Consider the following 20,622-nt stretch of genomic DNA (forward strand, 5'->3'; position numbering starts at 1 on the left):
TGGCTCTCGAGCATCATTGCTAGACCAATTGAGCACGAACTTCCTTGGTGGCAGCCACCAAATTCCGCAGCGATTCTTCGGTCTCGATATAGCCACGGGTTTTTAATCCGCAGTCAGGGTTCACCCAGAGCTGGCGGGCCGGCACATGGTCGACGGCGGTGCGCAAGAGCTCGCTCACCTCCGCCTCGCCCGGCACGCGAGGCGAGTGGATATCGTAGACACCGGGTCCAACGCCCCGGCCAAAGCCATGACTCTGCAGGTCATTGACCACTTCCATCCGTGACCGCGCGGCCTCAATGGAGGTGACGTCAGCATCCAAGCCATCGATCGCGTCAATCACCACGCCGAACTCCGAATAGCACAGATGGGTGTGTACCTGAGTGCTAGTGGTGGCCCCCGAGGTGGCCAACCGGAAAGCTTGCACTGACCAATCGAGGTATTCGGGCTGATCAGCCTTCCGCAATGGCAGCAGTTCACGTAGCGCCGGCTCATCGACCTGAATGATCTTGATCCCGGCCGCCTCGAGATCGGCGATTTCGTCACGGAGCGCCAGGGCTACCTGATTGGCGGTGTCTTTAAGCGGCTGATCATCGCGCACAAAGGACCACGCCAAAATAGTCACCGGCCCCGTGAGCATCCCTTTCATTGGCTTCTCGGTCAAGGATTGCGCAAAAGCTGCCCACTCCACGGTGATCGGCTGACTGCGCGTGACGTCTCCCCACAGGATCGAGGGCCGGGTACAGCGGCTGCCATAAGACTGAACCCAGCCGTGCACCGTGACGTCAAAGCCTTCAAGATTCTCAGCGAAATACTGCACCATATCGTTGCGCTCCGGTTCGCCATGCACCAGAACATCGAACCCGAGGCCTTCCTGAAGCTCAACCACTCGACGAATCTCCTCCCGCATCAGTTGCTGGTACTGAGCATCATCCAGTTCGCCACGATTGGCTCGCGCTCGGGCAGAGCGGATCTCGCCGGTCTGCGGGAAAGACCCAATCGTGGTGGTCGGCAGCAGCGGCAGTTGCAGCTGCTCTTGCTGCGCCTTAGCTCGATTCGCATAGTCGTCACGGCTGAAGTCTGCGGCGCTCAGCGCTGCCAGCCGCTGACGCACCTCGCTGCGTTGCACACCGGGTGTTTGCGAGCGTCCAGCGATGATCAGGCTAGCGTCACTGATTGCTTGCTGCGCCGAGGCGGCGTCAGCCAGATAGCCAGCCAAGGTGATCACCTCGCCGACTTTCTGGTCGGCGAAAGCCAGCCAGCTACGCAGCTGCTCATTGAGCTGAATCTCCTCAGCGGCGTCGTGCGGCACATGGAAGGTCGAGGTCGAGGTCGACACCGCAAGGTTAATGCCCGCAGAGCTGAGCGTGTCGAGCTTCGCTGCCGCCGCGGCCAGATCATTTCGCCAAATATTATGCCCGTCCACCAGGCCTGCCACCAGCGTCTTACCGGCCAGTGCATTCTTCAGCCCGGGCAGATCGGCGGGAACTTTGCCTTTGAAAAGGTCCAGGTGAAGGGCTTCCACCGGCGCTGCCGCAACGGTTTCCAGCAGCGCGTCGAGCGAACCATAGGGGGTGCTGAGCAACAGCTTCGGTCGAGCCGGGGCCGCAGCTAGTTGCTGATAAGCAGTTGTTACCGCGGCCTGTAGCTGCTCGACCGGCAACTCTCCATCCACCACGAGCGCCGGCTCGTCAAGTTGCACCCACTCCGCGCCAGCGCGGGCCAAGCGCTGCAGGAGCTCAGCATAAATCGGCAGTATTTCGTCAAGCTTAGCGAGCGGGGAGAAATCTGCCGGAGCGTTATCGGCAGCTTTGCTGAGCAGTAAGAAAGTCACCGGACCGACCAGATAGGGCCGGGTCCGCACGCCATTAGCCAGTGCGAATTCAAAGTCCTCGATGAGTCGATTCGAGGTCACCGAAAAATGGGTATCCGGGGCGATCTCAGGGACCAGATAGTGGTAATTGGAGTCAAACCATTTGGTCATTTCAAGGGGCTGCTGTTCAGCATTGCCGCGGGCCAGGGTGAAATAACCGTCAAGCCCCAGCGCGCCATTGTGATCAAGCAGCTCACCGAAGCGCGCCGGGATGGCTCCCAAGTGCGCAGCTGTGTCGAGCACCTGATCATAGTAGGAGAAAGTGCCCGGGATAGCGTCTGGCTGGTCAAGACCTAGGTCGCGGAGCCGGTTAAGGGTGGTCAGCTGCACCTCTTTGGCAGCGGTATCAAGCTCACCGAGGCTGATTTTCCCGGCCCAATAAGCTTCAACTGCTTTTTTAAGTTCGCGGCGTCGTCCAATTCGTGGGTAGCCCAAAATTGAGGCGGTGGGAAAGTTAGTGGTTGCGGTCATGATGTGTCCTTAGTGCGAAGAGCCGAGATTGGAATGGGAGTCTAGGGTGGTTTTTGCGCCGAGCTGCCGTTTTTTGGAAGTTGGCGCTGAGGGCCTGACTAAGTCAAGGCGGTCCAGCACCTCAAGCGCGGCTTGATGCTGGTTGAAGGTGTAGAGGTGAATTCCCGGCGCGCCGACGTCCAGCACCGCCTTGGCGAGCTCGGTGGTAGCGCTGACGCCGATCCGACGGCGTTCGGCGTCGTCGCCAGCCGAGGCTAGCGCAGCAAGTAATCGCTCATCCGGTTGGACGCCGGTAAGTTCGGCCAGTCGTTGAAGTCGTCTGAGCGAAGTAAACGGCATCACCCCGGGGATGATCGGGATGCTCACGCCAGCCCGGCGCGCTTTGAGAACCAATTCGGCGTATTGTTCCGGGTGGAAAAAGACCTGGGTGATAGCGAAGTCAGCCCCCGAGCGCTGCTTGGCCAGCAAAACCTCAATATCGTGCTGCTGACTGGGTGACTCCGGATGGGTGGTCGGGTACGCCGCTACTCCAATGGCCACTTTCCCCGCCGCCAGCATCGCTGATCGACGTTGTTCCACTCGACGAATTAGCTCCACCAGGTCCTGGGCAAAGTTCAGCGCCCCGGCCGGATGCTCCTCGGTGCCATCGTTCGGATGATCACCGCGGAGCGCCAAGATGCCGCGTACACCGGCATCTAGCAACTCGGTGATGATGCCAGCTAATTCATCGGCGGTGTTGCCGATGCAGGTCAGATGTGCCAGCGGCCTTAGCGTGGTCTGGCTGAGCAGGTTGTGAAGCAGTTCCACGGCGGTGTCCCGGTTTGATCCGCTGGCACCATAGGTGACCGAGACGTAATCCGGATTGGTGCTCTCCAATTCACGGATTGTGGTCCAGAGGCCATCGACAGCCGCTGGCGTACGGGGTGGAAATAGCTCGTAGGAGAGCGCAACCGGTGCCCGGTGCTGGGCTGAGATTTTTTCGAGGGGGTCAACAAGAATACTGGGTGGGGACATTTGCAATCCTAAGTTGCTGAGGCATGCCAAGGTGGCAGCCATCCGAGCAGCGTTCCAGCTAGCAGGAACACTCGGACGAACCGGGCAAATGTCAGGCCCACACGGGGGCACCCACACCCTCGCTGACGAGGGTCGCTGACAATTAGTACGCTCTCTACTCTAGGAATCTCATCGACCTAGAGCAAACTTCAGTCGAATTAAGACAAAGTCTTACGAGCATTTGCAAGAAAAAGTGCGACTCACACCGCATGCATCATGAAAAAACCGAATAATGCAATGATTGGAGCCACGCCTTGGATGAGGACCGGGACAAGGAACCCGGGTTTGCTGATCAACAGAATTACCGCCGCGACTACCATGGTGGCACAGGCCATCACCACTAAACCGGCAGCAAACAACATCAGCGCTGGAACACCGGTAAAGAGCAGCACGGCGCCGACGATGCTGCCAATGCCAATCACCAGATTGTAGTACCCCTGGTTGAAGGCCATCTCGGCGAGGGTGTCTGCTTCGTCCTGATTTTTCACACCAAACCGCTGCCAAGCCGCCGGCTGGCGCCAACGCACCGACTCCAAGAACCAGAAATAACAGTGAATTAGGCCTGCCAGAATAGCGAAGATAGCGCTGATCCAGGGCAGTGAAAGTGCGGTCATGCACTTAGAATACGCGCTCTGACCGCGCTATCTGGACATCCGGACAGCCCGCAGCCGAACCTCATACCTCATGGGTTCCACTCTCACGGCTTACCACTGCTTCCCGTTCGGATCATCCGGCAGGTTCCCCACATTGCCGCTGCCCTGCTTGCCGTCAGTACGATCCTTCTGAGCTTCTTTCTGTTGTTGCTTCAGCTGCTCGAGTTTTGACGGATCAGCCGGCGAGTTCGGGCTCTGATTCGGCTGCCCGGGGTCCTGTTGATTCTGGCCTGAGTTTTGCGACTTCTCATTGAGCCGTTCTTTGGACTCCTGCAAGCTTTGGCCCTCACCCTGCTGATTGCCCTCGCTGCCCTGCTGGAAACATCCTTCGGGTGCTTGGTCTGTCACAGCGAGGCCATTGTCGTAAAGCGCCTTAGCACCGCTTTGGTCCCCGGCAGCCTTTTTTGCATCACCGAGCTTCTCCAGGGTGAGAACCAGGTTGACCCTCACCTTGCAGGATTCTTTCTCCGGGGCGAGTCTTAGTGCCTCTTCGAACTGGCCTTTAGCAGCCTCGAAATCGCCCTGCAGCACGTAGCCGTCCCCGTCGTTAAACCAGGCTTTATAGGGCTCAAGTAGATTCGCGAACTTCAGAACCCCGGCCGCTGAGTGCACCCCGGCGGCGTCTCCCCTGGCGAAAGCAGCATTCAACTGGGCTGAAGCGATTGAGACACTGAGGAACTTGCCAGCGATCAACAGAACCAGTAAAACCAAGGGAATAGTGAAGATCAGCAAGCGGCGACGCAGCACCAGCCGGGCGGGTTTCGGCGTGGGTGCAGGCTCCGATGGGATCGTCTCAGGAACTTTGTTCGGAATCAAAGTGGCACTCATTGCGCCCTCCCTTCAGCACTCCGCTGGCGCACCGGCCGGATCTGCCGCCATTGTCGTAGCGTATCGAATAGCTCCCAACCGGCCAAGCCCAGCACCCCCAAACCGAAAATCCAGTACAACTCATACTGAGCCCGGCTACTTGAGTTGCCCTCAATTTTCATTGCCGCACCGGTGACCCCGGCCACCGCATTATCAATACCGTCTCCGGCTTGTCGGTGGAGATACTTCACCGACAGTTGCCCGGCGATCTGACCGAGTTGCTTTTCATCAATCTTAGAGATTGCGTCGCCTTGCCCGCCGGGCGAATTGTCCTGAATGTAGCCCGGCCCCGGCGCAGCGCCAAAGCCGCTATTCCGCTTCATCCGGCCACCTTCAGCGGTGCCATAGCCGAGCACCGCACCACCTGAGATCAGACCTGCCGGAATGTCAAAAGGCTGAGCTGGGGTATTTGCAGTCTGTTCGCCGTCGCCCAAGTAGAAAACCACCCGGGCCCGTTCGGGATGAGCTTTTTGCGCGGCCTGCAGTCTGCTGCGCAGGATCTCAGCCGCCACGGTAACCGAAGAACCGCGAGAATAAAGGGTGATTTCCGGACCAAGCACCTCCACCGCGTTCTCAAAAGCATTCTGATCGCTGGTCAGCGGCAACCTCACTACTGCTTGCTGGTCAAAGCCAATCAGAGACAGGTGCGCACCCGGCAGTTTATCGGCAATGGCCAGCAGATCCGCTTTCATGCCGTCCAGCCGCGGCTTTCCCGAACCGTAGTCCTCAGCCATCACCGAACTCGTGGTGTCGGTGACAAAGAATACGTCGAGTTGCGCCGAGGCGGCGCTCAGATCAGCACCACCCACGCCAGGCCTCAGCATCGTCAGGGTGAGCAGTAAGGCAAGTGCAGCGCGTCGGATCCAGGCCAGCCGCTCGGTCCCACGAAAACCAAACCACAGGCAGACCAGTACCGCAGCCACACCGAGCGGAATCAGTAACCACCAGAAGATTACCGGACTAAAGCTCATCGTCGCAGCCTCCAACTAGCCAGCAGCAAAGCAATAACCGCCGCGCCCGCGATCAGTAGCCAGAGTTCCGGACGGTCGTGGGAAACCACTTGCGGGCGCCCTTGCAGTTTATTCGCCTCGGTGGCCTGCACTTTGTCGACAATCTCGCGGGCCGCATTTTCGTCTCCCAGCACGTAGTACTCACCGCCGGTTCCCTTCACCGCCGCCTGCATTTGCTGGCCCGCCTTGACCCGGGAGGACGAAGCCTCAGGACCATTGGGGTTGATGCCGTAAATCCGGACATTGTTTTTGCTGGCCAGGTCTGCAGATTCCGACAGGCTGAACAACGGCTTGCCCACCAGCATATTGTCGGTGGCGAAGATGATCGAACGGGAACGGGCCTCATTGCCGAGCTTTGGGAAACTATTCACGCAACTGGCCAGACCATCACCAATCAGCGAAGAACCTTTGCCACTGTAAGTGCCTTCGAAAAAGCCGGTGGAATTGCTTTGATTCTGCAACGAATTACTTGCGTCTTTAAGCTGCTCATTAATGAAGTCGTAATCGTCGGTGAGCGGGAAAACCTGCACCGCAGAGGAATCGAAAATCACCATGCCCAGCCGCTCACCCCGAAAGTCCTTAGCCAGACCGCTGAACACCTCAACCAGCTTGGCATCGGTATTAATCATCGAACCGGAGACATCAAGGCAGAGCACAATGTCTCGGTTGCTCTGCTCCGGCCGGATACTGTTCTGCTCTGCCGGGCGGGCTACCGCAAGAACACCAGCAAGCACCAACACCAGCAGCGCAACTAAGGCAGCTAAGGTCCACCATCTGCGCCTCGCCAGGGCGCGTGCATAGCCTGGTAACGCGGTCAACCGCTCGGCATGCGCCACCGGCATTCTCTGCTGATCCTGACGATTGCCGCGCAAAGCGAAGAACGCCAGCGCGGCGAAGGCCAGCAAGATCACTGGAATCAGCCACCACCAGGTTAAGACCATCGTGCCACCAGCTCTCGAGCAATATCGACCGAGTGCCCAAGGCTCTGCGCATCCTGAACCCCGAATTCGGCCGGGTAAAACAACTCCACCGCGTTCCCGACGACCGGCAGCCCAGCTGCCCGAAGTTCACTGAGCGTCATTCTTTCGGTTTTCACTCCAGTGAGTTCTTGGGCGAAGGCACGCACCAAGATACTGAGCTTCTGATGGGCATTGCGTGCCGAAAGCTGCCCGGCATGGTGCTGTGCAGCGACGTGATCTATTTGGCTCAGGTAACGTTGCCGAAGTGAGAGCAGTTTCCTGGGCGGTAGCGGGATACTGCCCACCTCCGGTCGCTCCCTGGTCGTATAAAAAGCGGAAAAATACCAGGCTGCGATGAGCACGAGCAGCACAATGCCGAGTACCAGCCAGAGCGCGGCATAGTCAAGCGGTGGGAAGAACCCTTGCGTATTGTTATCGCCCGGCACGTCGTTGCCTCTCCAGCAGAGAAAACAAGGTTGTCATAACCTCGCTGCTGTGCCCCAGCCACTCCAAAGGGATTCCCTGGCGTGCCATAGCCTCGACGATCTGCGCACGGCGCTGCCCGACGGCAGCGGTGTATTCGGCGGCAAGGCGGGGATCTTTAGTCAAAATCGACACCACCGGATCCAGCCTCTCAACGTCGAAACTATCTCTACGAAGAGCGTCGGCACCGCTCAAATCGGCATCCGATACCACCAGCCAAAGCACCTCGTGTTGCGCTCGCAGCCTGCGCAGTAACCGTTCCTGCTCGGCAGTCACCGGATGCTCATCGGCCACCACGAAAATTAGCCGCCGTTGCCGGACATTCTTTGCGATGAAGCTGAGCTGAGCGGTCAGTTCAGATCGTCCGGAGGACAGACTGGTCGTTGAGTCAACGCGCTGTAGTAAAGCTTCTAAATGCGCCTCGGTACCGCGTGCTGGGAGCATCGCGGTCTGCTCGGCATCACCGTAAACCAGGCCAACAGTATCGCCATGCTTGATCGCTAGATAACCGATCACTCCCAGGGCCATCACCATAATGTCTTTTTTGGTCTCGCCGCCGCTCGCCACTGCTGCCATATTCCGCCCAGTGTCGGCGACCAGCAATACGGTCTGCTTGCGGATCGCCACATAGCGTTTCACTAAAGGGGAGCCGTGGCGCGCGGTGGCTTTCCAGTCGATGTCTCGAATTTCATCACCTGGGACATAACCCCGTAGGTCGTCAAAGTCCAGGCTACGGCCGCGAAAGATGGCGTCGTATTCACCGTTCAGCATGCCCCGCGCTTTACGGTGCGCGAAGATAAACATCTTCGACTTCACCTTCTGCAAAAGCTGTGCCATTTGACTACGGGGTCTGCACTGAGCCGAGAATTGCGTCGATCACGCTCTCTACCTGCACCTGTTCGGCGACCGCAGCGAAGCCGAGAATAATGCGATGCCGCAGCACTCGATGGGCAAGTTCCTTGATGTCCTCCGGGATCACATGATCCCGGCCTTTCAACAGGGCTAGCGCCCGGGCGGCCTGCGAAAAAGCAATGCTGGCACGCGGGCTAGCACCGAATTCAATATATTCGGCCAGCTGCGGGTCAATGTACTGGGCCGCATGTCTGGTGACATAGACCAGGCCGACAATGTAGCGCACGATCGCCGGATCAATGTAGACCCGATGCGTGAGCGCCTGCAATCGACGCACGTCATCAAGACTGGCCACCGCCGTCTGCTTGGCCTCGGCGAGAAAGACTCCAGCGTCAATTCTCCTGATCACTTCAGCTTCCTCAGCCGGAGAAGGGTAATCCAGCACGTCCTTGAGCATAAAGCGATCCATCTGGGCTTCTGGCAGAACGTAGGTGCCCTCTTGCTCAATCGGGTTCTGTGTGGCCAAGACCAAAAAGGGGTCTGGCAACGGGTACACCACACCGCCAATGCTGGTTTGCCGCTCCTGCATTGCTTCGAGCATGGCGCTCTGGGTTTTCGCGCTGGAACGGTTGATCTCATCCAACAGCACCAAGTTGGCGTGCACCGGTCCAAGTTGAGTACTAAACACCCCTTTCGCCGCGTCATAGACCTGAGTTCCAACAATGTCGCTAGGCAGCAGATCAGGAGTGCACTGGATGCGGCGGAACTGGGCGCTCACGGTATCGGCAAGGGTTTGCGCCGCAGTGGTTTTGGCCAATCCTGGCACGCTTTCCAAGAGAATGTGCCCGCCCGTCATCAACCCGATCAACAGCGTCTCGCGCAGCCGATTCTGGCCGACGACCTTATTCTCAAAACTATGCGAAACGGCATTGAGCAAGGCTTGTGCCCCTTGCAGCTCCTGGGCTTCGATACGGGCTGCCGCAGTCATCTGGTTCACGTACTGTTCCACTGCTTTCTTTTGATCAGGTTCATCCGAACTAATCCAATCCAACCATAGCCGGGTGTCGCAATGGGCAGCACTACCCATTGCGGTCTGTGCGTTATACGGTGTCATTCATGACGGCAAAGGCGCTTTCCTACAGCTCAGGAACATCCCAAACAGCCCTGCTAGGCGAAACCATCGGTGAAAACTTCAACCGAATTGCGCAGCAATTCCCTGATGCTGAGGCGCTCATTGAGGTGGCGACCGGACGGCGATGGAGTTATTCGGCACTTAACCAGGAAGTGGACGCATTAGCGCTGGGTCTTCTGGCAAAGGGGATCGCCAAAGGCGACCGGGTGGGCATCTGGGCGGTCAACTGCGCGGAGTGGGTGATAGTGCAATACGCGACCGCGAAAATCGGGGCCATTCTGGTCAATGTCAACCCCTCCTACCGGCAACACGAGTTGGCTTATGCCATTAACCAGTCCGGGATGCGGCTGCTGATTTCGCAGACCGCTTATAAAAGCTCAGCTTTTGCTGAACTGATTACCGCGGTGCGACCCGAGTGCCCGGAGTTGCGCGAGGTGATCTACATTGCGGAGCCAAGCTGGGAACAGACGATTGAGGCCGGCACCGACCAGGATGGCACAGCGCTGATCCGCAGGATGACTGAGTTGAGTGCCGATGATGCAATCAATATTCAGTACACTTCAGGCACCACGGGTTATCCCAAAGGTGCCACGCTGAGTCATCACAACATCCTGAACAACGGCTACTTTGTCACTGAAACCATTGCTATTAGCCAACAGGATCGGATCTGCGTACCGGTACCGTTCTACCATTGCTTTGGCATGGTGATGTGCAATCTTGGCGCCACCAGTCACGGTGCAGCCATTGTGATACCGGCGCCCACCTTCGATCCAGCACTCACCTTGCAGGCCGTGCAGGACGAAAAGTGCACAGCGCTCTATGGGGTGCCGACGATGTTCATCGCCGAGCAAAACCTGCCGAATTTTGCCGATTATGATCTCTCGACGCTACGAACCGGCATTATGGCCGGTTCGCCGTGCCCGGTAGAGGTGATGAAACGCTGTATGACCGAAATGCATATGGAGCAGGTCTCCATTGCCTATGGCATGACGGAAACTTCGCCGGTGTCGATGCAAACCCGCCCGGAGGACGACGTGGAGCGGCGTACCGCGACGGTTGGTCGGGTACATCCGCATCTGGAGGTGAAGATCGTTGATCCGCTCACCGGGCTCACCGTGCCTCGTGGGACTCCTGGTGAGTTTTGCACCCGTGGTTATTCGGTGATGCTCGGGTATTGGCAAAATCCGGAGAAAACCGCCGAGGCAATTGATGCCGCCCGTTGGATGCACACCGGGGATCTTGCCGAAATGCGTGAGGATGGCTATGTCAATATTGTCGGCCGGATCAAGGACATGGTGATCCGTGGCGGTGAGAACCTCTACCCCCGCGAGATCGAAGAGTTCCTCTACACCCATCCGAGCATTGCCGACGTCCAGGTGGTCGGTGTCCCTGATCCGCAATATGGTGAAGAGCTCTGTGCCTGGATTAAGCTCAAGACGGCAGCAGCGCCGCTGGATCAAGCCGCAGTGGCGGAGTTCTGTGCTGGCAAGCTCTCCCGACACAAGGTGCCGCGCTATGTTTTGCTGGTCGACGAATTCCCGATGACGGTGACCGGCAAGGTACGCAAAATGGACATGCGTCAACGCTCAGTGGAACTGCTGGGACTCGGCTAATCGAACCCGCGGGCGCCCAGCCTAGACCGGGGGGGTTACTCCCCTTCGGCGAGCACCAGGCTATTGGCGTTAGGACCAAAAGTGTCTTCCAGTACCAGGCAAGCCGCACCGACCGCGCCGACATCGTGGCTAACGCTGGTGCCGACAACTTCCAAGCCGTGCACAGCGGAAATAACGCTCAATTGATTGAGTAGTTCTGGCAACTTTTCGAGGAACTTGGCCTCGAAATGCTGCCAGAACGGGCCACCAAAGACCACGTGGTCGACATCAAGCAGGTTGGTCAGCACCGATACTGCGGTGCCAAATCGCTCTGCCACTCGGTCAAGTAATGCATTGGCTGTGACGTCACCCTCTTTGGCAGCTCGTACCAGTGCAGCAATACCTTCCTGCAGGCTGGCGTCTTTTAGCTTGGTCACCGCCGAAATTCCGGCTTTGGCTGCTTCTTCGAGAATATTTTCAGGCATGCAGGTGACTTTGATGCAGCCGCGACGGCCGCAGTCGCAAGGTGGTCCGTCCGGGTCGGCGATAATATGCCCCACCTCGCCGGCATTGCCCGAACTGCCACGAATCACGTCGTCGTCGAGCACGATCCCGGCGCCGATGCCAGTACCTAAATAAATGAAAGCAAAACTACCGGTTCCGGACTGGCCACCGGCCCAGATTTCTGCGGCTACTGCCGCAGTGACATCCTTATCCAGCAGTACCGGCAGTTTTAGTGCCCGATGCAGATCTTCGCGCAGTTCCACCCGGCCCCAGCGGGGTAGGTGTGGAGGATTAATAACGGCACCAGCTGGACCGTCGATCGGCCCCGGGGCCGCTACTCCGACACCAGCCACCTTTGAGCGGTCAATCCCAGCCTCATCGAGAATCGACTCGATCTCGGCAGCCATCACTCGAACTGCCTCAGCGGAATCAGCATCCGGAGTGACCGGTAGGGTGCGATGCACCACCACTTCCCCGGTCAAATCAAGCAAGGCATAATTCATCTCGACCGGGTCCAAATGCACGCCAACCGCATACATGCCGTCCGGGTTGAGCTTCAAGATGGTGCGAGGTTTGCCCGGACCGTGGCCGTATTTCCCGGCCTCGACGATGAGATTTTGGTTCAACAAGCGACGACAAATATTCGAAACAGTCTGTGCCGCCAAGCCGACGATGCCAGCCAACTCAACCCGGCTGAGGCCGTCTGGGCTGCGACGGATGGCATCCAGGATGACCGAAAAATTGAATTCACCCATGCGCGGTAGATTGGTACCCCGTCTGCGAATCAACGCCTTAGCTTCTGGCAATCTAATCCTGTCCTTAATCGTCGAAATCCCTTGACTACAGCAGCGACAAGGTATTCTCGGTCGTGGTAGCGACTGATAGGAAACCCTCTCAATGGCAAACATGCCAGCCGCCGAAGTGGAGCTCAACGAAATACTAGTAGCCCAGTTACTTCGCGAACAACACCCGGATCTAGCACACCTACCAATTCACACCCTAGCGAATGGTTGGGACAACAGCGTCTTTCGACTCGGAAAAGATTTGCTCATTCGGTTGCCCCGACGCGAGATCGCTGCCCAGTTGATCCTCAATGAGCAACAATACCTAGGCCAGATCGCTCAGCTCAGCAGCCTGAAGTTGCCGGTCCCGCTGCGACTCGGCAGACCCAGCGCCACCTTCCCCTGGGCATGGAGCATCACACCCTGGTTCGACGGGGAGCCAGCCATCCGGTCCGCGCCAAGCGAGCACGGCGGACTCGCGACGCAACTGGCCGAGTTCATCAACGCCATCCATCGCCCAGCACCGCCTAACGCACCGCGCAATCCAGTCCGCGGGGTGCCGCTACGACAGCGAGACCCCGCATTTCGCGAGCGGGTGACCCCGGGGCGCTTTGAGCGTTATCAGGAGATCATGACCTGCTGGCAGCATGCTCTGCGGGTTCCCGAATGGCAAGCCGAACCTTTTTGGCTCCACGGCGACCTGCACTCGGCAAATATTCTGATCAGCGAGGGCCAGATCGCCGCCATTATCGATTTCGGAGACATGGGCTGTGGTGATCCGGCCATTGACCTGGCAGCAGGCTGGATGCTCTTCGAAAAAACTGACCGGGAGCGGTTCAGGGATTTGTTGAAACCGCAGATCATCGATGATCTCGAGCTGTGGCAGCGCGCCCGCGCTTGGGCGCTGAACCTGGCCACCGTGATGCTCACCCAGTCAGATGACAGCGCCGAATTCCTTGCCCTCGGCGAGCACACCTTAGCCGCGGTACTCGACGAAAGCTGAGAGGCTAAGCGTCGAGCTCGCGAAAGCTCTTCGTCACCACGAACTTCGCGTTCTGAGCGACCAGTTCGGTGCGACCAATGACTTTGCTGAGTGCCTGACGATACGCAAGGTGCCGGTTGTAGACCGTCCAAAGCTGTCCATTCGGTTTGAGTAACCGTGATGCCGCCTCGAATAAGCGATGGGCCACCCCGCTGTGCACTGCCGAACCGGCGTGAAAAGGCGGATTAAGAACTATCAGATCGACGCTTGCTGAAGGCAAGCTAGCTGCGGCATCATCGCGCAGAACTTCAATCGTCAATTCATTGGCTGCTGCCGTGGCCCGCGCTGATTCAACCGCCGCGGAGGAACGATCGGTGGCAATAATCCGCCACCGGGGTTGACGCCTGGCCAGAACTGCAGCGAGCACCCCGCTACCGCAACCAAGGTCGACCGCCGTGATGTTGTTCTCGGGCAGCTCGGGGGAAAAGTGCGTTAAGAGGTAGCGGGTACCAATATCAAGCTTCACACCCGCGAATACCGCGCCATGGACACGGAGCTGTAGCTCGAGTTCGGCAAGATAGCTTTGCTGCGGGAACGCGGGGAACTGTTCCGGCAGGCTTGGCTGCTCAGCGGTGAGCAGGCGTGATTTCTGGCGGGCGAGCCCCGCGCGCACCTGCTTGAAATATTTGGCCAGCACCTGATTCATCGCCAGACTCATGTGTTTCAGCCGCCCGGCAGCAAGCAGTACCGCCTCGGCATCGGCGTAGCGCGCTATCTGCTGGGCAATTTCCTCAAGTTCGGCCAGCGAGCGAGGCAACTGCAGGATAATGACTTTCGCCCCCTGCAGCAGTTCGGCACCAAGCGGGAGCTGGCGAAAATCGGCGCCTAAGCCAAGTTCCTGAGCGTTTCTCTGTAAGGCCAGCTCCGAGGTGTAAAGATCCTGATGGACGCGAATGCTGGGTAGATTGTAACGAGCTGCCAGTGCCAGACTCAGCGCACCATAGTTATCGCCGATCACCACTAACTGCTTGGCAGTTACTAAGGCTGAGTATTTTTCCGCTTCATCGATCAGCAACAGGTCGGAGGCATCCCAGGCGAACAGATTTGCTGCCTCCAGATCTGGGGACCTTCGTAAACGGTCAAAGGCGAAGCTGCTATTCACCCTGTAAGCCTAGTCCGAACCGCCAACGAACTCCGCCCGCTATGGCCCGATCCGGTGCTGCGGCATAGGCTGATCTTATCTAGCTAGCTAAGGAGCCCTCATGTTCGAAGCATCCCAAACCTTCAGCGGATTCTCTACTGACGATATCCCCGCGGCCAAGGTGTTCTATAGCGAAAAACTCGGACTTCCCGTATCGGAGTCGAATGGCATGCTACAACTGGACCTGGCCGGTCGAAATCACTTGATTTACCCTAAGCCGAATCACGAACCGGCGAGCTACACTGCCCTGAATTTCCCCACCGCCGATATTGTGGCCACGGTTTCCGAGCTCCGCGAACGCGGGGCGGTCTTTGAGGAATATCCGGGAGTGGATGAGGATGGCATCATGCGCCAAGGTGGTCCGCTGATCGCCTGGTTTAAGGATCCTGCCGGCAATATTTTGTCGGTCATCCAGCTCGATTAATCTGCTGCCTGAACTCCAGCTCAGCTATCTTATAACTGGATTCGACCGGATTTGATTGTTCCAACACGAGGAAGAACCCGTCAAAGCTGTCGGGCTCTCCCCCACCATTCACGTGGGAACAACTTCATGAATGGTCGAAGCCTAGAGACTCCCTGCCGAACTCGCTCGGCGGCTCGCGCCACCCCGCTCAATGCGCTGCGACCCGGCAAGGCTAGTCACAGCCTCTTCGACTCGGTGTTTGGATGGCGGCAACAATGCCGCCATCCAAACTTAGCTGCTTAGGTCTCTAGCAGCAAGTGCCAGGGCGCAGAGCCGGTAGTTCGGACGCAAGTCCACGAAACAAATTTGCCGTTCGGGTTCGAAACAATGTTCTTACCTGCCTGGTTACAGGCGCCAGAGGTGGTGTAATACCCACCACTAACAATACTGGCATTAGCGGTAGAAGCGGTGACCAATGGAATGGAAACTGCCGCGACCGCGACTGCGGTAGCCAATAATTTACGCATTAATTACTCCTCAGTAATAATGATTCCCCCGGTTTGGAGGTTATAAGAAGTTTTGCTGAGCGCGTAAATCCCGGTCAAGTATCGTTTTTAGGTACCCGCAGGGTATCGACCGGGGTATCAACCCTGTGATGGCAGCCTAATGTCACTGCGTCGCCGGACACCCAGTTTTGCCATAATCTTTGTCATGTGCCCCTTGACCGTACGTTCTGAGATATAAAGTTCTGCGGCAATTTGGGCGTTCGACAATCGTCGTTCGCTGACTAATCGAGCGATTTCCACTTCACGCTCGGTCAACTCCAGAACACTGACCAGCGGTCCCTTTAGATAGCACTCGCCATGAAGTTTGGTCATTGACAGAAGTTCTTGGTAAATCTCCAGAGCGCTTCGCAGATTTCGATCCACATCAATACCCCGCTCCGCGTTTTTTAGATTCTCACCCAGTGGGACCAGTAAATTCTCAATATCTCGAAGATAGCTATTAGCCACCAGACCTCGAGGAGGCTCGTATTCCGGATAAAGTACGTCAAGGGCCAACCGACGCTCCCGGTCATACTGGTTATCTCGGTTGATCGCTAGCGCCGCCGCCAGCCACTCGCCCACCGCAATGCATTCCTTATCGAAGACTTTTTCTTGATAGCTCAGAAAGGCCATCAGCCCATAAGGCACGCCTTGATGGTCGATCAGCGGATAGACCAGCGCATCTTGAGTGGCTCGGCTAAGGTCACCGAACTTCACCCCACGGCGCAAAATTTTCCCATTATCCTCGTGCCATGAATAGAGCTGCGCGGTTTGCTTTATTCGTTGCGACAAACCGTATTCCCCAAAAGGAATTTCATGTCCTGCTAATCTAACGCCGCTCTCTGCGATGAAATCGACGCGCAGCACGGTCGCCGATTCGTAAATGCCAATATAGAAGCTGTCTACTGGCGCGAGACAGCTCATCGCGGTGAGACAGGCCTCGTAGCCGAGGGCTTGATCGGCAAGGGCTGTGGTGCTAATCCGATGGTCCGCATGCCGGAGCGCGCTAATGGCGAGCGGTGATAGACGATGTTTCCCCATAACAAGCCTTATCCTATGGCCGAGTAAATCGGCCGTTGCTGGCACCGAGAGTCATCACCCGGTGATTTGTTTCAACGCCTCGAGATGTCCGAAGTAAGCCCTCCGGCCAACCGAGGTCAATGAGAGACTCAGCCGAGATCGCCCAACGCGACTGATCTTTGATTCTCTAAGATACCCTGCCTCGACCAACTGCGAAACATGCTTGCTGAGCGCCGATTTTGAAATATCCAATCGTGACTGCAATTCGCTGAACTCAACACTAGAGGCAGCTGCGACGACGGCACAGATCCGCAATCGCTGTGGCGCGTGGATGAGCTCGTCAAAGACCGGTTCAGGCATTGCCTGTTGCTTTGCGGTAACGGCGCCCCATCTCCAGGGTCACCAAGCCGGCCAGCACGCCGGCCACCAACCATAGCCACCACTCCTCAAAACCGATGGCCAGCACCGCCGGGATGCCAGCGAGTACCAACATAATCAGCAGGTACGGGAAAGCTGCGTCGCCGTCCAAGCCGACCACTCCATAGCCACGCCGGTAGAAGACATTGCGAATACCCAATATCAGGGCCACCAAGATGCCTAGGATGGCCACTCCGCTGGAAAACGGAGCCGGGAACACTTGCGCAATAAAGATCATCGCCAACGCAACGGCCTGGACAATAAAGAACCACCAAGAGAGCTGCGGATTCTTGGTAGCAGACTCCTCCCCCTTGGCAAGGTTCAACAGTTCTCTCGCTTCTTCCGGCGAGACACCCTTGCCGGGATCGTTAGTTTCCATAGTGGAAACAGTAGCATCTGAGTTTCCGTTATGGAAACTAGTGGCAGGTAATGAAATCTTTCGCGTTAACGCATTGAAGGTCTGCCGTAGTGGCAGACCTTCAATGTTTTGGTGGAGCTGAGGGGACTAGCATGCAAATGAACTGCCGAAGGCGCATCGATTCCCTCGGCGCGGGCCCGCCCAAATCGGGCCGAGCGGACCATCACCGCTAGACGCAGGGCACAGCCGTGGGTCTCCGACGAGCGGGTTCGCCAAATCACTGAGCGCTCCGCAATGGGAGAGGTGGTCTACAAACTAGCAATAGAGTTCAACTGCCATCGCGTCAAGATCAGTGCCGTTTTGAAGCGCCGAGGCGTCGCCCTGCGGCTTCAGCCTGCCGCGCAAGAGGACATCGAACGGATGATCGAGCTCCACAAGCCGGGGCTCTCTCGCCGCCGTGGGCGAGACCGTCGGAGTCAGCGCAAGCCAGGTCTTGAGGCATATTCGGGACAACGGCGTGTCAACACGCAGTGCCTCATACCGACGCAGCAACGACCTACTCGGAACGCAATGAACCCGATGACATGGACTGCGCATGGTCACGAACAGAGACAGCCGTCCGCCAGACGAACGGCATCACAAGCCGAGCTGAAGCTTGTACTTCTCGCGGCGCTTCCGGAACGCCTCTTCGCCACCGTCAAGGATCTCGCAGGCGTGCTCGCGAATTCCGAAACGGCCCAGCGTCGTATCGCTGGACTTGTTGAGCGGCTGAGAGTGTTCCAGCGCCCCCGTGAAGTACTCGAACGTGCGGCCGTCAGCATTCTTGCGATCGTCGCCGTGTCGGTTGGCAACTATGACCTGCTCCGAGTCGGCACCAATGACGAGGTTCGCATTGTGACTGACCATGATGATCTGGCGCTCTCGTTTACGTTTCGCGAGGTAAGGAACGATAGTCTCGTAGATCGAGCGGCTATCCAGGTCATCTTCAGGCTGGTCGACTAGCAATGGCCACGGCTCCTGGGACTCATTCAGAATTAACGTAAGCGCGAAGAGCGCTTGCTTTCCGGGGGTCATTGACGAGCGCGTAAAGCCACCGATTCGGTCGCCATCCAATTCAGCAGAAAAGCGGACTTCCTTAGTCACCGAAAGCACCTCAGCTGTCACAGAACTCGGCTCATAACCCTTGTTGAGCACCACCGTGCCGTCACGGAGAGCTCTCATGAACTTCCCCGGGTCTGCCTGAGCATCCGAATATGAGACGACCTCCCCCTTGCTCTTGACGTAGTCGTTGGTGCTACGTTGGTTGAATCCGATCGACGCGTGCGCGACCGCTTCCTGAGTCACGTCGGTCTCGATCCCAAACTTGAGATCGGTTAGCAGCCGTTCCTGCGTGTCGAAGGCTGACTCAAGAGTCACGAGCGCTGCAGCACGGTCCTCGATGCCCTTATCCGCCTTTGCAACCGTAGCAACCTGATCAGTAAAAAGCTGATCACGCGACTTCTCGCGCTTGGCGATCTCTTCGAGACTCGCTGCCTGCTTCTTGTGATCCGCGACGACTCCTGCCAGCTCCTCGTTGGCCTCATGCTTGGTGATCAGGTCAGCGTTGTCTTTCTTGAGGCGTTGGATCTCGGTCCTCAGCGTCGTGCGCTCCGCCTGTATGGTTGTTACCGTCTCGACGAGCATCGCCTCGATCTTCGCAACGAGCTCGTTTGCGGCACGAGCCTTCAGCTCCTCGATTCTTGAAACGACCAATTCCGGAACTTCGACCGCGGAGGGCCGCACGGTCACTGTGGCTTGAACAGTCTGCGGGAGGATTGTCGCAGCAGTCGAATCATCCGGCAGAACGACGAAAGATGAAAGCTGGTCAAGTTCGACAGTGATCTCTTTGAGCCGAACTTCCTTACTGTCGATCTGTGCGGCGATCCCTTGATACTTCGAGACCTCTTCATCGGTCAGCTTCGCAGCAGCCTTGATCCGATCGATCTCACCTTGCAGTCGATCTCGCTCAACGGTAATGGCCACTTTGTCGCCAAGATCCTTGATCTCCTGGATAAGAGCTTCGATCCGATCCTCTAATGAAAACCACTCGTCAATTGCCGCCTTGATGGCCGTGTTGGAAGCGGTAACCTTGCCCATCGCACTGTCATATGCAGTCTTGACTGTCGGGTAGGTGCGGAAGAGCGCCGGAGCGATCTTCTTGGTGATCTCATCCGGCTGTTCGCTGAGGGTGTACAGCGAGTTCTGTGGAATGTATATGACCTTACCCGCGGTGGCGCTACCGGATTCCCACTCGACCTCGCACCTGACACCACTGACTTCTGCCCAAGTGAAGCCTGCGGCTGGTCCTACCTCGTTCTCACCCAAGCCCGATGCTTCGGCCTGGATACGAGCCGTTTCTTGCGGGTTTACAGCATGAGAAATAAATGCGAGTAAGGCGGACTTGCCAGACGACCGGCTACCAATAAACGAGTTAAGGTTTCTATTGAACAGCACCTCAGTCGGGAAGTCGTCCGTCCCAGAGAAGGTCACTTTGCTAATGACTTTTTACGGCTCTTTCAGGTCGGGCTCAGCCACTTGAATGGCTACCCGTTCGTCGGGTTCAATCAAGGTCTGGAGCAAACCCGCAAAAGTTGGATCCGCTTTGATCCATGTAATGTTCCGGTGCGAGCCGCTGTCCGTAATATGCTTCCCCAACCCGGTTTCCAGGTCTTCGAATGAGTGAGCATCGCAACCATCAAATACCGGTTTCGGAACGGTCTTCTCGTCACCTTCCAATCGATTCGCGTTGAGAAAGTACTCTCGCGATTTGGAACTGGCGTTGGCATAAAACCCATCTGAGTACTTGTCAATCTCATCACTGAGCAAGCGCTTACGTTGGATGCCGTTGTTGCCTCCAACACGGATCCCGTCGCCCTTTGCCGAAGCAACAATCAGCACATGCTGGGGACGTTCGCTGCGATGGACAGCATGCTCGCCAAACGTATCTTTAATGGCCCGCTCGATGTTGTCGAGAGAGACTGTCGCGCTATTGAACTGATCGGACGTCGCAAGGTCCTTGCAGGTCGTTCGGGTCTTTGTGGCACCTGAAGTTCCTTCCGTCGTCAGGTGTCCAAGAAACTTATCGGCCTCGTCCTTCGTCAGCGTCGGACGAAAGATCAGATGGAGATTGACATTTTGGCCCTCCCGATTGACGGCAACAGGTAGCCGTAGTTCCAGATTCGGCAGCAGCAACTTGTCGTCGTCGGGGAACATCTCGGTGTACTTTTGTCTGACCGCGAAATAGCTGTCGAGCGAGAAGTAGTCCGCGACCGCAACTGCCGCAACATCCGAATCGTGAAGAATCTGACAGAACTTCGCGAGGTCCGGCTCGCCGCTATTAGCGGCGTATCCGTCGTTCATTTTGTTCCCAGGCGCGTGGACATGGAGATCCCACTTACGCCATTCAGATCCCCTCGGATGCTTGTTCAT

19 protein-coding genes and 1 pseudogene are annotated in these 20,622 nt (G+C 57.3%); 3 read left to right on the plus strand and 17 right to left on the minus strand.

The window, feature by feature from the left end:
- Positions 1-19: 19 nt before the first annotated feature.
- The 9 genes from metE to UM93_RS05530 form a co-directional block, all read right to left on the minus strand.
- Positions 20-2,341, minus strand: a complete 2,322-nt coding sequence (gene metE, locus UM93_RS05490; protein ID WP_045074215.1) for a 5-methyltetrahydropteroyltriglutamate--homocysteine S-methyltransferase — start codon at positions 2,339-2,341, stop codon at positions 20-22.
- A 9-nt stretch (positions 2,342-2,350) separates the two neighbouring features.
- On the minus strand, positions 2,351-3,355 hold the full coding sequence (locus tag UM93_RS05495; RefSeq protein WP_045074217.1) for a methylenetetrahydrofolate reductase: 1,005 nt from the start codon (positions 3,353-3,355) through the stop codon (positions 2,351-2,353).
- A gap of 239 nt (positions 3,356-3,594) precedes the next feature.
- Positions 3,595-4,008 (minus strand): DUF1304 domain-containing protein, encoded by a 414-nt coding sequence (locus tag UM93_RS05500; RefSeq protein WP_045074218.1) that lies wholly within the window; start codon positions 4,006-4,008, stop codon positions 3,595-3,597.
- A gap of 90 nt (positions 4,009-4,098) precedes the next feature.
- Entirely contained in the window at positions 4,099-4,875 is a 777-nt protein-coding gene (locus UM93_RS05505) for a tetratricopeptide repeat protein (protein ID WP_052663643.1), read from the minus strand.
- On the minus strand, positions 4,872-5,885 hold the full coding sequence (locus UM93_RS05510; RefSeq protein WP_052663644.1) for a VWA domain-containing protein: 1,014 nt from the start codon (positions 5,883-5,885) through the stop codon (positions 4,872-4,874). The genes UM93_RS05505 and UM93_RS05510 overlap by 4 nt, the downstream gene beginning before the upstream one ends.
- Positions 5,882-6,865 (minus strand): VWA domain-containing protein, encoded by a 984-nt coding sequence (locus tag UM93_RS05515; RefSeq protein WP_045074221.1) that lies wholly within the window; start codon positions 6,863-6,865, stop codon positions 5,882-5,884. The genes UM93_RS05510 and UM93_RS05515 overlap by 4 nt, the downstream gene beginning before the upstream one ends.
- Complete coding sequence (locus UM93_RS05520) at positions 6,856-7,329, minus strand: hypothetical protein (RefSeq protein WP_045074223.1); 474 nt, start codon at positions 7,327-7,329, stop codon at positions 6,856-6,858. Before UM93_RS05520 ends, UM93_RS05515 begins: the two co-directional genes overlap by 10 nt.
- A complete protein-coding gene (locus tag UM93_RS05525; protein WP_045074224.1) occupies positions 7,316-8,203 on the minus strand; it encodes a DUF58 domain-containing protein in 888 nt (295 codons plus the stop codon). Before UM93_RS05525 ends, UM93_RS05520 begins: the two co-directional genes overlap by 14 nt.
- A gap of 4 nt (positions 8,204-8,207) precedes the next feature.
- A complete protein-coding gene (locus UM93_RS05530; protein WP_199921812.1) occupies positions 8,208-9,206 on the minus strand; it encodes an AAA family ATPase in 999 nt (332 codons plus the stop codon).
- A gap of 128 nt (positions 9,207-9,334) precedes the next feature.
- On the opposite strand from UM93_RS05530, the gene UM93_RS05535 reads away from it, so the two are divergent.
- Positions 9,335-10,963 (plus strand): AMP-binding protein, encoded by a 1,629-nt coding sequence (locus UM93_RS05535; protein ID WP_045074226.1) that lies wholly within the window; start codon positions 9,335-9,337, stop codon positions 10,961-10,963.
- Between the two features lie 35 nt (positions 10,964-10,998).
- Here the strand turns inward: UM93_RS05535 and UM93_RS05540 are convergent, their stop codons facing one another.
- The gene (locus UM93_RS05540; RefSeq protein ID WP_045074228.1) at positions 10,999-12,201 is read right to left on the minus strand and encodes an ROK family transcriptional regulator; all 1,203 of its coding nucleotides are present in this window, start codon (positions 12,199-12,201) and stop codon (positions 10,999-11,001) included.
- A 142-nt stretch (positions 12,202-12,343) separates the two neighbouring features.
- Between UM93_RS05540 and UM93_RS05545 the strand changes: the two genes are divergently transcribed.
- Positions 12,344-13,231: an aminoglycoside phosphotransferase family protein gene (locus tag UM93_RS05545; protein ID WP_045074230.1), complete on the plus strand. Its 888-nt coding sequence runs from the start codon at positions 12,344-12,346 to the stop codon at positions 13,229-13,231.
- A gap of 4 nt (positions 13,232-13,235) precedes the next feature.
- Here UM93_RS05545 and UM93_RS05550 read toward each other — a convergent pair whose 3' ends face one another.
- Positions 13,236-14,372, minus strand: a complete 1,137-nt coding sequence (locus UM93_RS05550) for a class I SAM-dependent methyltransferase (RefSeq protein WP_045074231.1) — start codon at positions 14,370-14,372, stop codon at positions 13,236-13,238.
- 100 nt (positions 14,373-14,472) lie between these two features.
- On the opposite strand from UM93_RS05550, the gene UM93_RS05555 reads away from it, so the two are divergent.
- On the plus strand, positions 14,473-14,835 hold the full coding sequence (locus UM93_RS05555; protein WP_045074233.1) for a VOC family protein: 363 nt from the start codon (positions 14,473-14,475) through the stop codon (positions 14,833-14,835).
- A 278-nt stretch (positions 14,836-15,113) separates the two neighbouring features.
- Here the strand turns inward: UM93_RS05555 and UM93_RS05560 are convergent, their stop codons facing one another.
- From UM93_RS05560 to UM93_RS05585, 6 genes and pseudogenes are all read right to left on the minus strand, one after another.
- Positions 15,114-15,341, minus strand: coding sequence for a hypothetical protein (locus tag UM93_RS05560; RefSeq protein ID WP_045074235.1), 228 nt, complete (start codon positions 15,339-15,341; stop codon positions 15,114-15,116).
- Between the two features lie 117 nt (positions 15,342-15,458).
- Positions 15,459-16,400 carry a helix-turn-helix transcriptional regulator gene (locus UM93_RS17915; protein ID WP_045074236.1) on the minus strand — a complete coding sequence of 314 codons (942 nt, stop codon included), beginning with the start codon at positions 16,398-16,400 and terminating at the stop codon, positions 15,459-15,461.
- A gap of 54 nt (positions 16,401-16,454) precedes the next feature.
- Positions 16,455-16,739, minus strand: a complete 285-nt coding sequence (locus tag UM93_RS05570) for a transcriptional regulator (protein ID WP_045074238.1) — start codon at positions 16,737-16,739, stop codon at positions 16,455-16,457.
- Positions 16,732-17,175, minus strand: coding sequence for a hypothetical protein (locus UM93_RS05575; RefSeq protein ID WP_045074240.1), 444 nt, complete (start codon positions 17,173-17,175; stop codon positions 16,732-16,734). The genes UM93_RS05570 and UM93_RS05575 overlap by 8 nt, the downstream gene beginning before the upstream one ends.
- Before the next feature lie 615 nt (positions 17,176-17,790).
- A pseudogene (locus tag UM93_RS18175) lies at positions 17,791-18,345 on the minus strand (TrlF family ATPase); the annotation flags it as partial.
- Between the two features lie 1,353 nt (positions 18,346-19,698).
- On the minus strand, positions 19,699-20,622 hold the full coding sequence (locus tag UM93_RS05585) for a hypothetical protein (protein ID WP_157874108.1): 924 nt from the start codon (positions 20,620-20,622) through the stop codon (positions 19,699-19,701).

Origin of the sequence: Psychromicrobium lacuslunae (assembly GCF_000950575.1) — a bacterium.
GTDB lineage: Bacteria > Actinomycetota > Actinomycetes > Actinomycetales > Micrococcaceae > Renibacterium > Renibacterium lacuslunae.

Excerpts from the sequence above, each read along its gene's own strand:
- metE (WP_045074215.1), bottom strand. The coding sequence starts at position 2,341 with ATGACCGCAACCACTAACTTTCCCACCGCCTCAATTTTGGGCTACCCA.
- UM93_RS05495 (WP_045074217.1), bottom strand. The coding sequence starts at position 3,355 with ATGTCCCCACCCAGTATTCTTGTTGACCCCCTCGAAAAAATCTCAGCC.
- UM93_RS05500 (WP_045074218.1), bottom strand. The coding sequence starts at position 4,008 with ATGACCGCACTTTCACTGCCCTGGATCAGCGCTATCTTCGCTATTCTG.
- UM93_RS05505 (WP_052663643.1), bottom strand. The coding sequence starts at position 4,875 with ATGAGTGCCACTTTGATTCCGAACAAAGTTCCTGAGACGATCCCATCG.
- UM93_RS05510 (WP_052663644.1), bottom strand. The coding sequence starts at position 5,885 with ATGAGCTTTAGTCCGGTAATCTTCTGGTGGTTACTGATTCCGCTCGGT.
- UM93_RS05515 (WP_045074221.1), bottom strand. The coding sequence starts at position 6,865 with ATGGTCTTAACCTGGTGGTGGCTGATTCCAGTGATCTTGCTGGCCTTC.
- UM93_RS05525 (WP_045074224.1), bottom strand. The coding sequence starts at position 8,203 with ATGGCACAGCTTTTGCAGAAGGTGAAGTCGAAGATGTTTATCTTCGCG.
- UM93_RS05530 (WP_199921812.1), bottom strand. The coding sequence starts at position 9,206 with ATGACTGCGGCAGCCCGTATCGAAGCCCAGGAGCTGCAAGGGGCACAA.
- UM93_RS05535 (WP_045074226.1), top strand. The coding sequence starts at position 9,335 with ATGACGGCAAAGGCGCTTTCCTACAGCTCAGGAACATCCCAAACAGCC.
- UM93_RS05540 (WP_045074228.1), bottom strand. The coding sequence starts at position 12,201 with ATGGGTGAATTCAATTTTTCGGTCATCCTGGATGCCATCCGTCGCAGC.
- UM93_RS05545 (WP_045074230.1), top strand. The coding sequence starts at position 12,344 with ATGGCAAACATGCCAGCCGCCGAAGTGGAGCTCAACGAAATACTAGTA.
- UM93_RS05555 (WP_045074233.1), top strand. The coding sequence starts at position 14,473 with ATGTTCGAAGCATCCCAAACCTTCAGCGGATTCTCTACTGACGATATC.
- UM93_RS05560 (WP_045074235.1), bottom strand. The coding sequence starts at position 15,341 with ATGCGTAAATTATTGGCTACCGCAGTCGCGGTCGCGGCAGTTTCCATT.
- UM93_RS17915 (WP_045074236.1), bottom strand. The coding sequence starts at position 16,400 with ATGGGGAAACATCGTCTATCACCGCTCGCCATTAGCGCGCTCCGGCAT.
- UM93_RS05570 (WP_045074238.1), bottom strand. The coding sequence starts at position 16,739 with ATGCCTGAACCGGTCTTTGACGAGCTCATCCACGCGCCACAGCGATTG.
- UM93_RS05575 (WP_045074240.1), bottom strand. The coding sequence starts at position 17,175 with ATGGAAACTAACGATCCCGGCAAGGGTGTCTCGCCGGAAGAAGCGAGA.
- UM93_RS05585 (WP_157874108.1), bottom strand. The coding sequence starts at position 20,622 with ATGAACAAGCATCCGAGGGGATCTGAATGGCGTAAGTGGGATCTCCAT.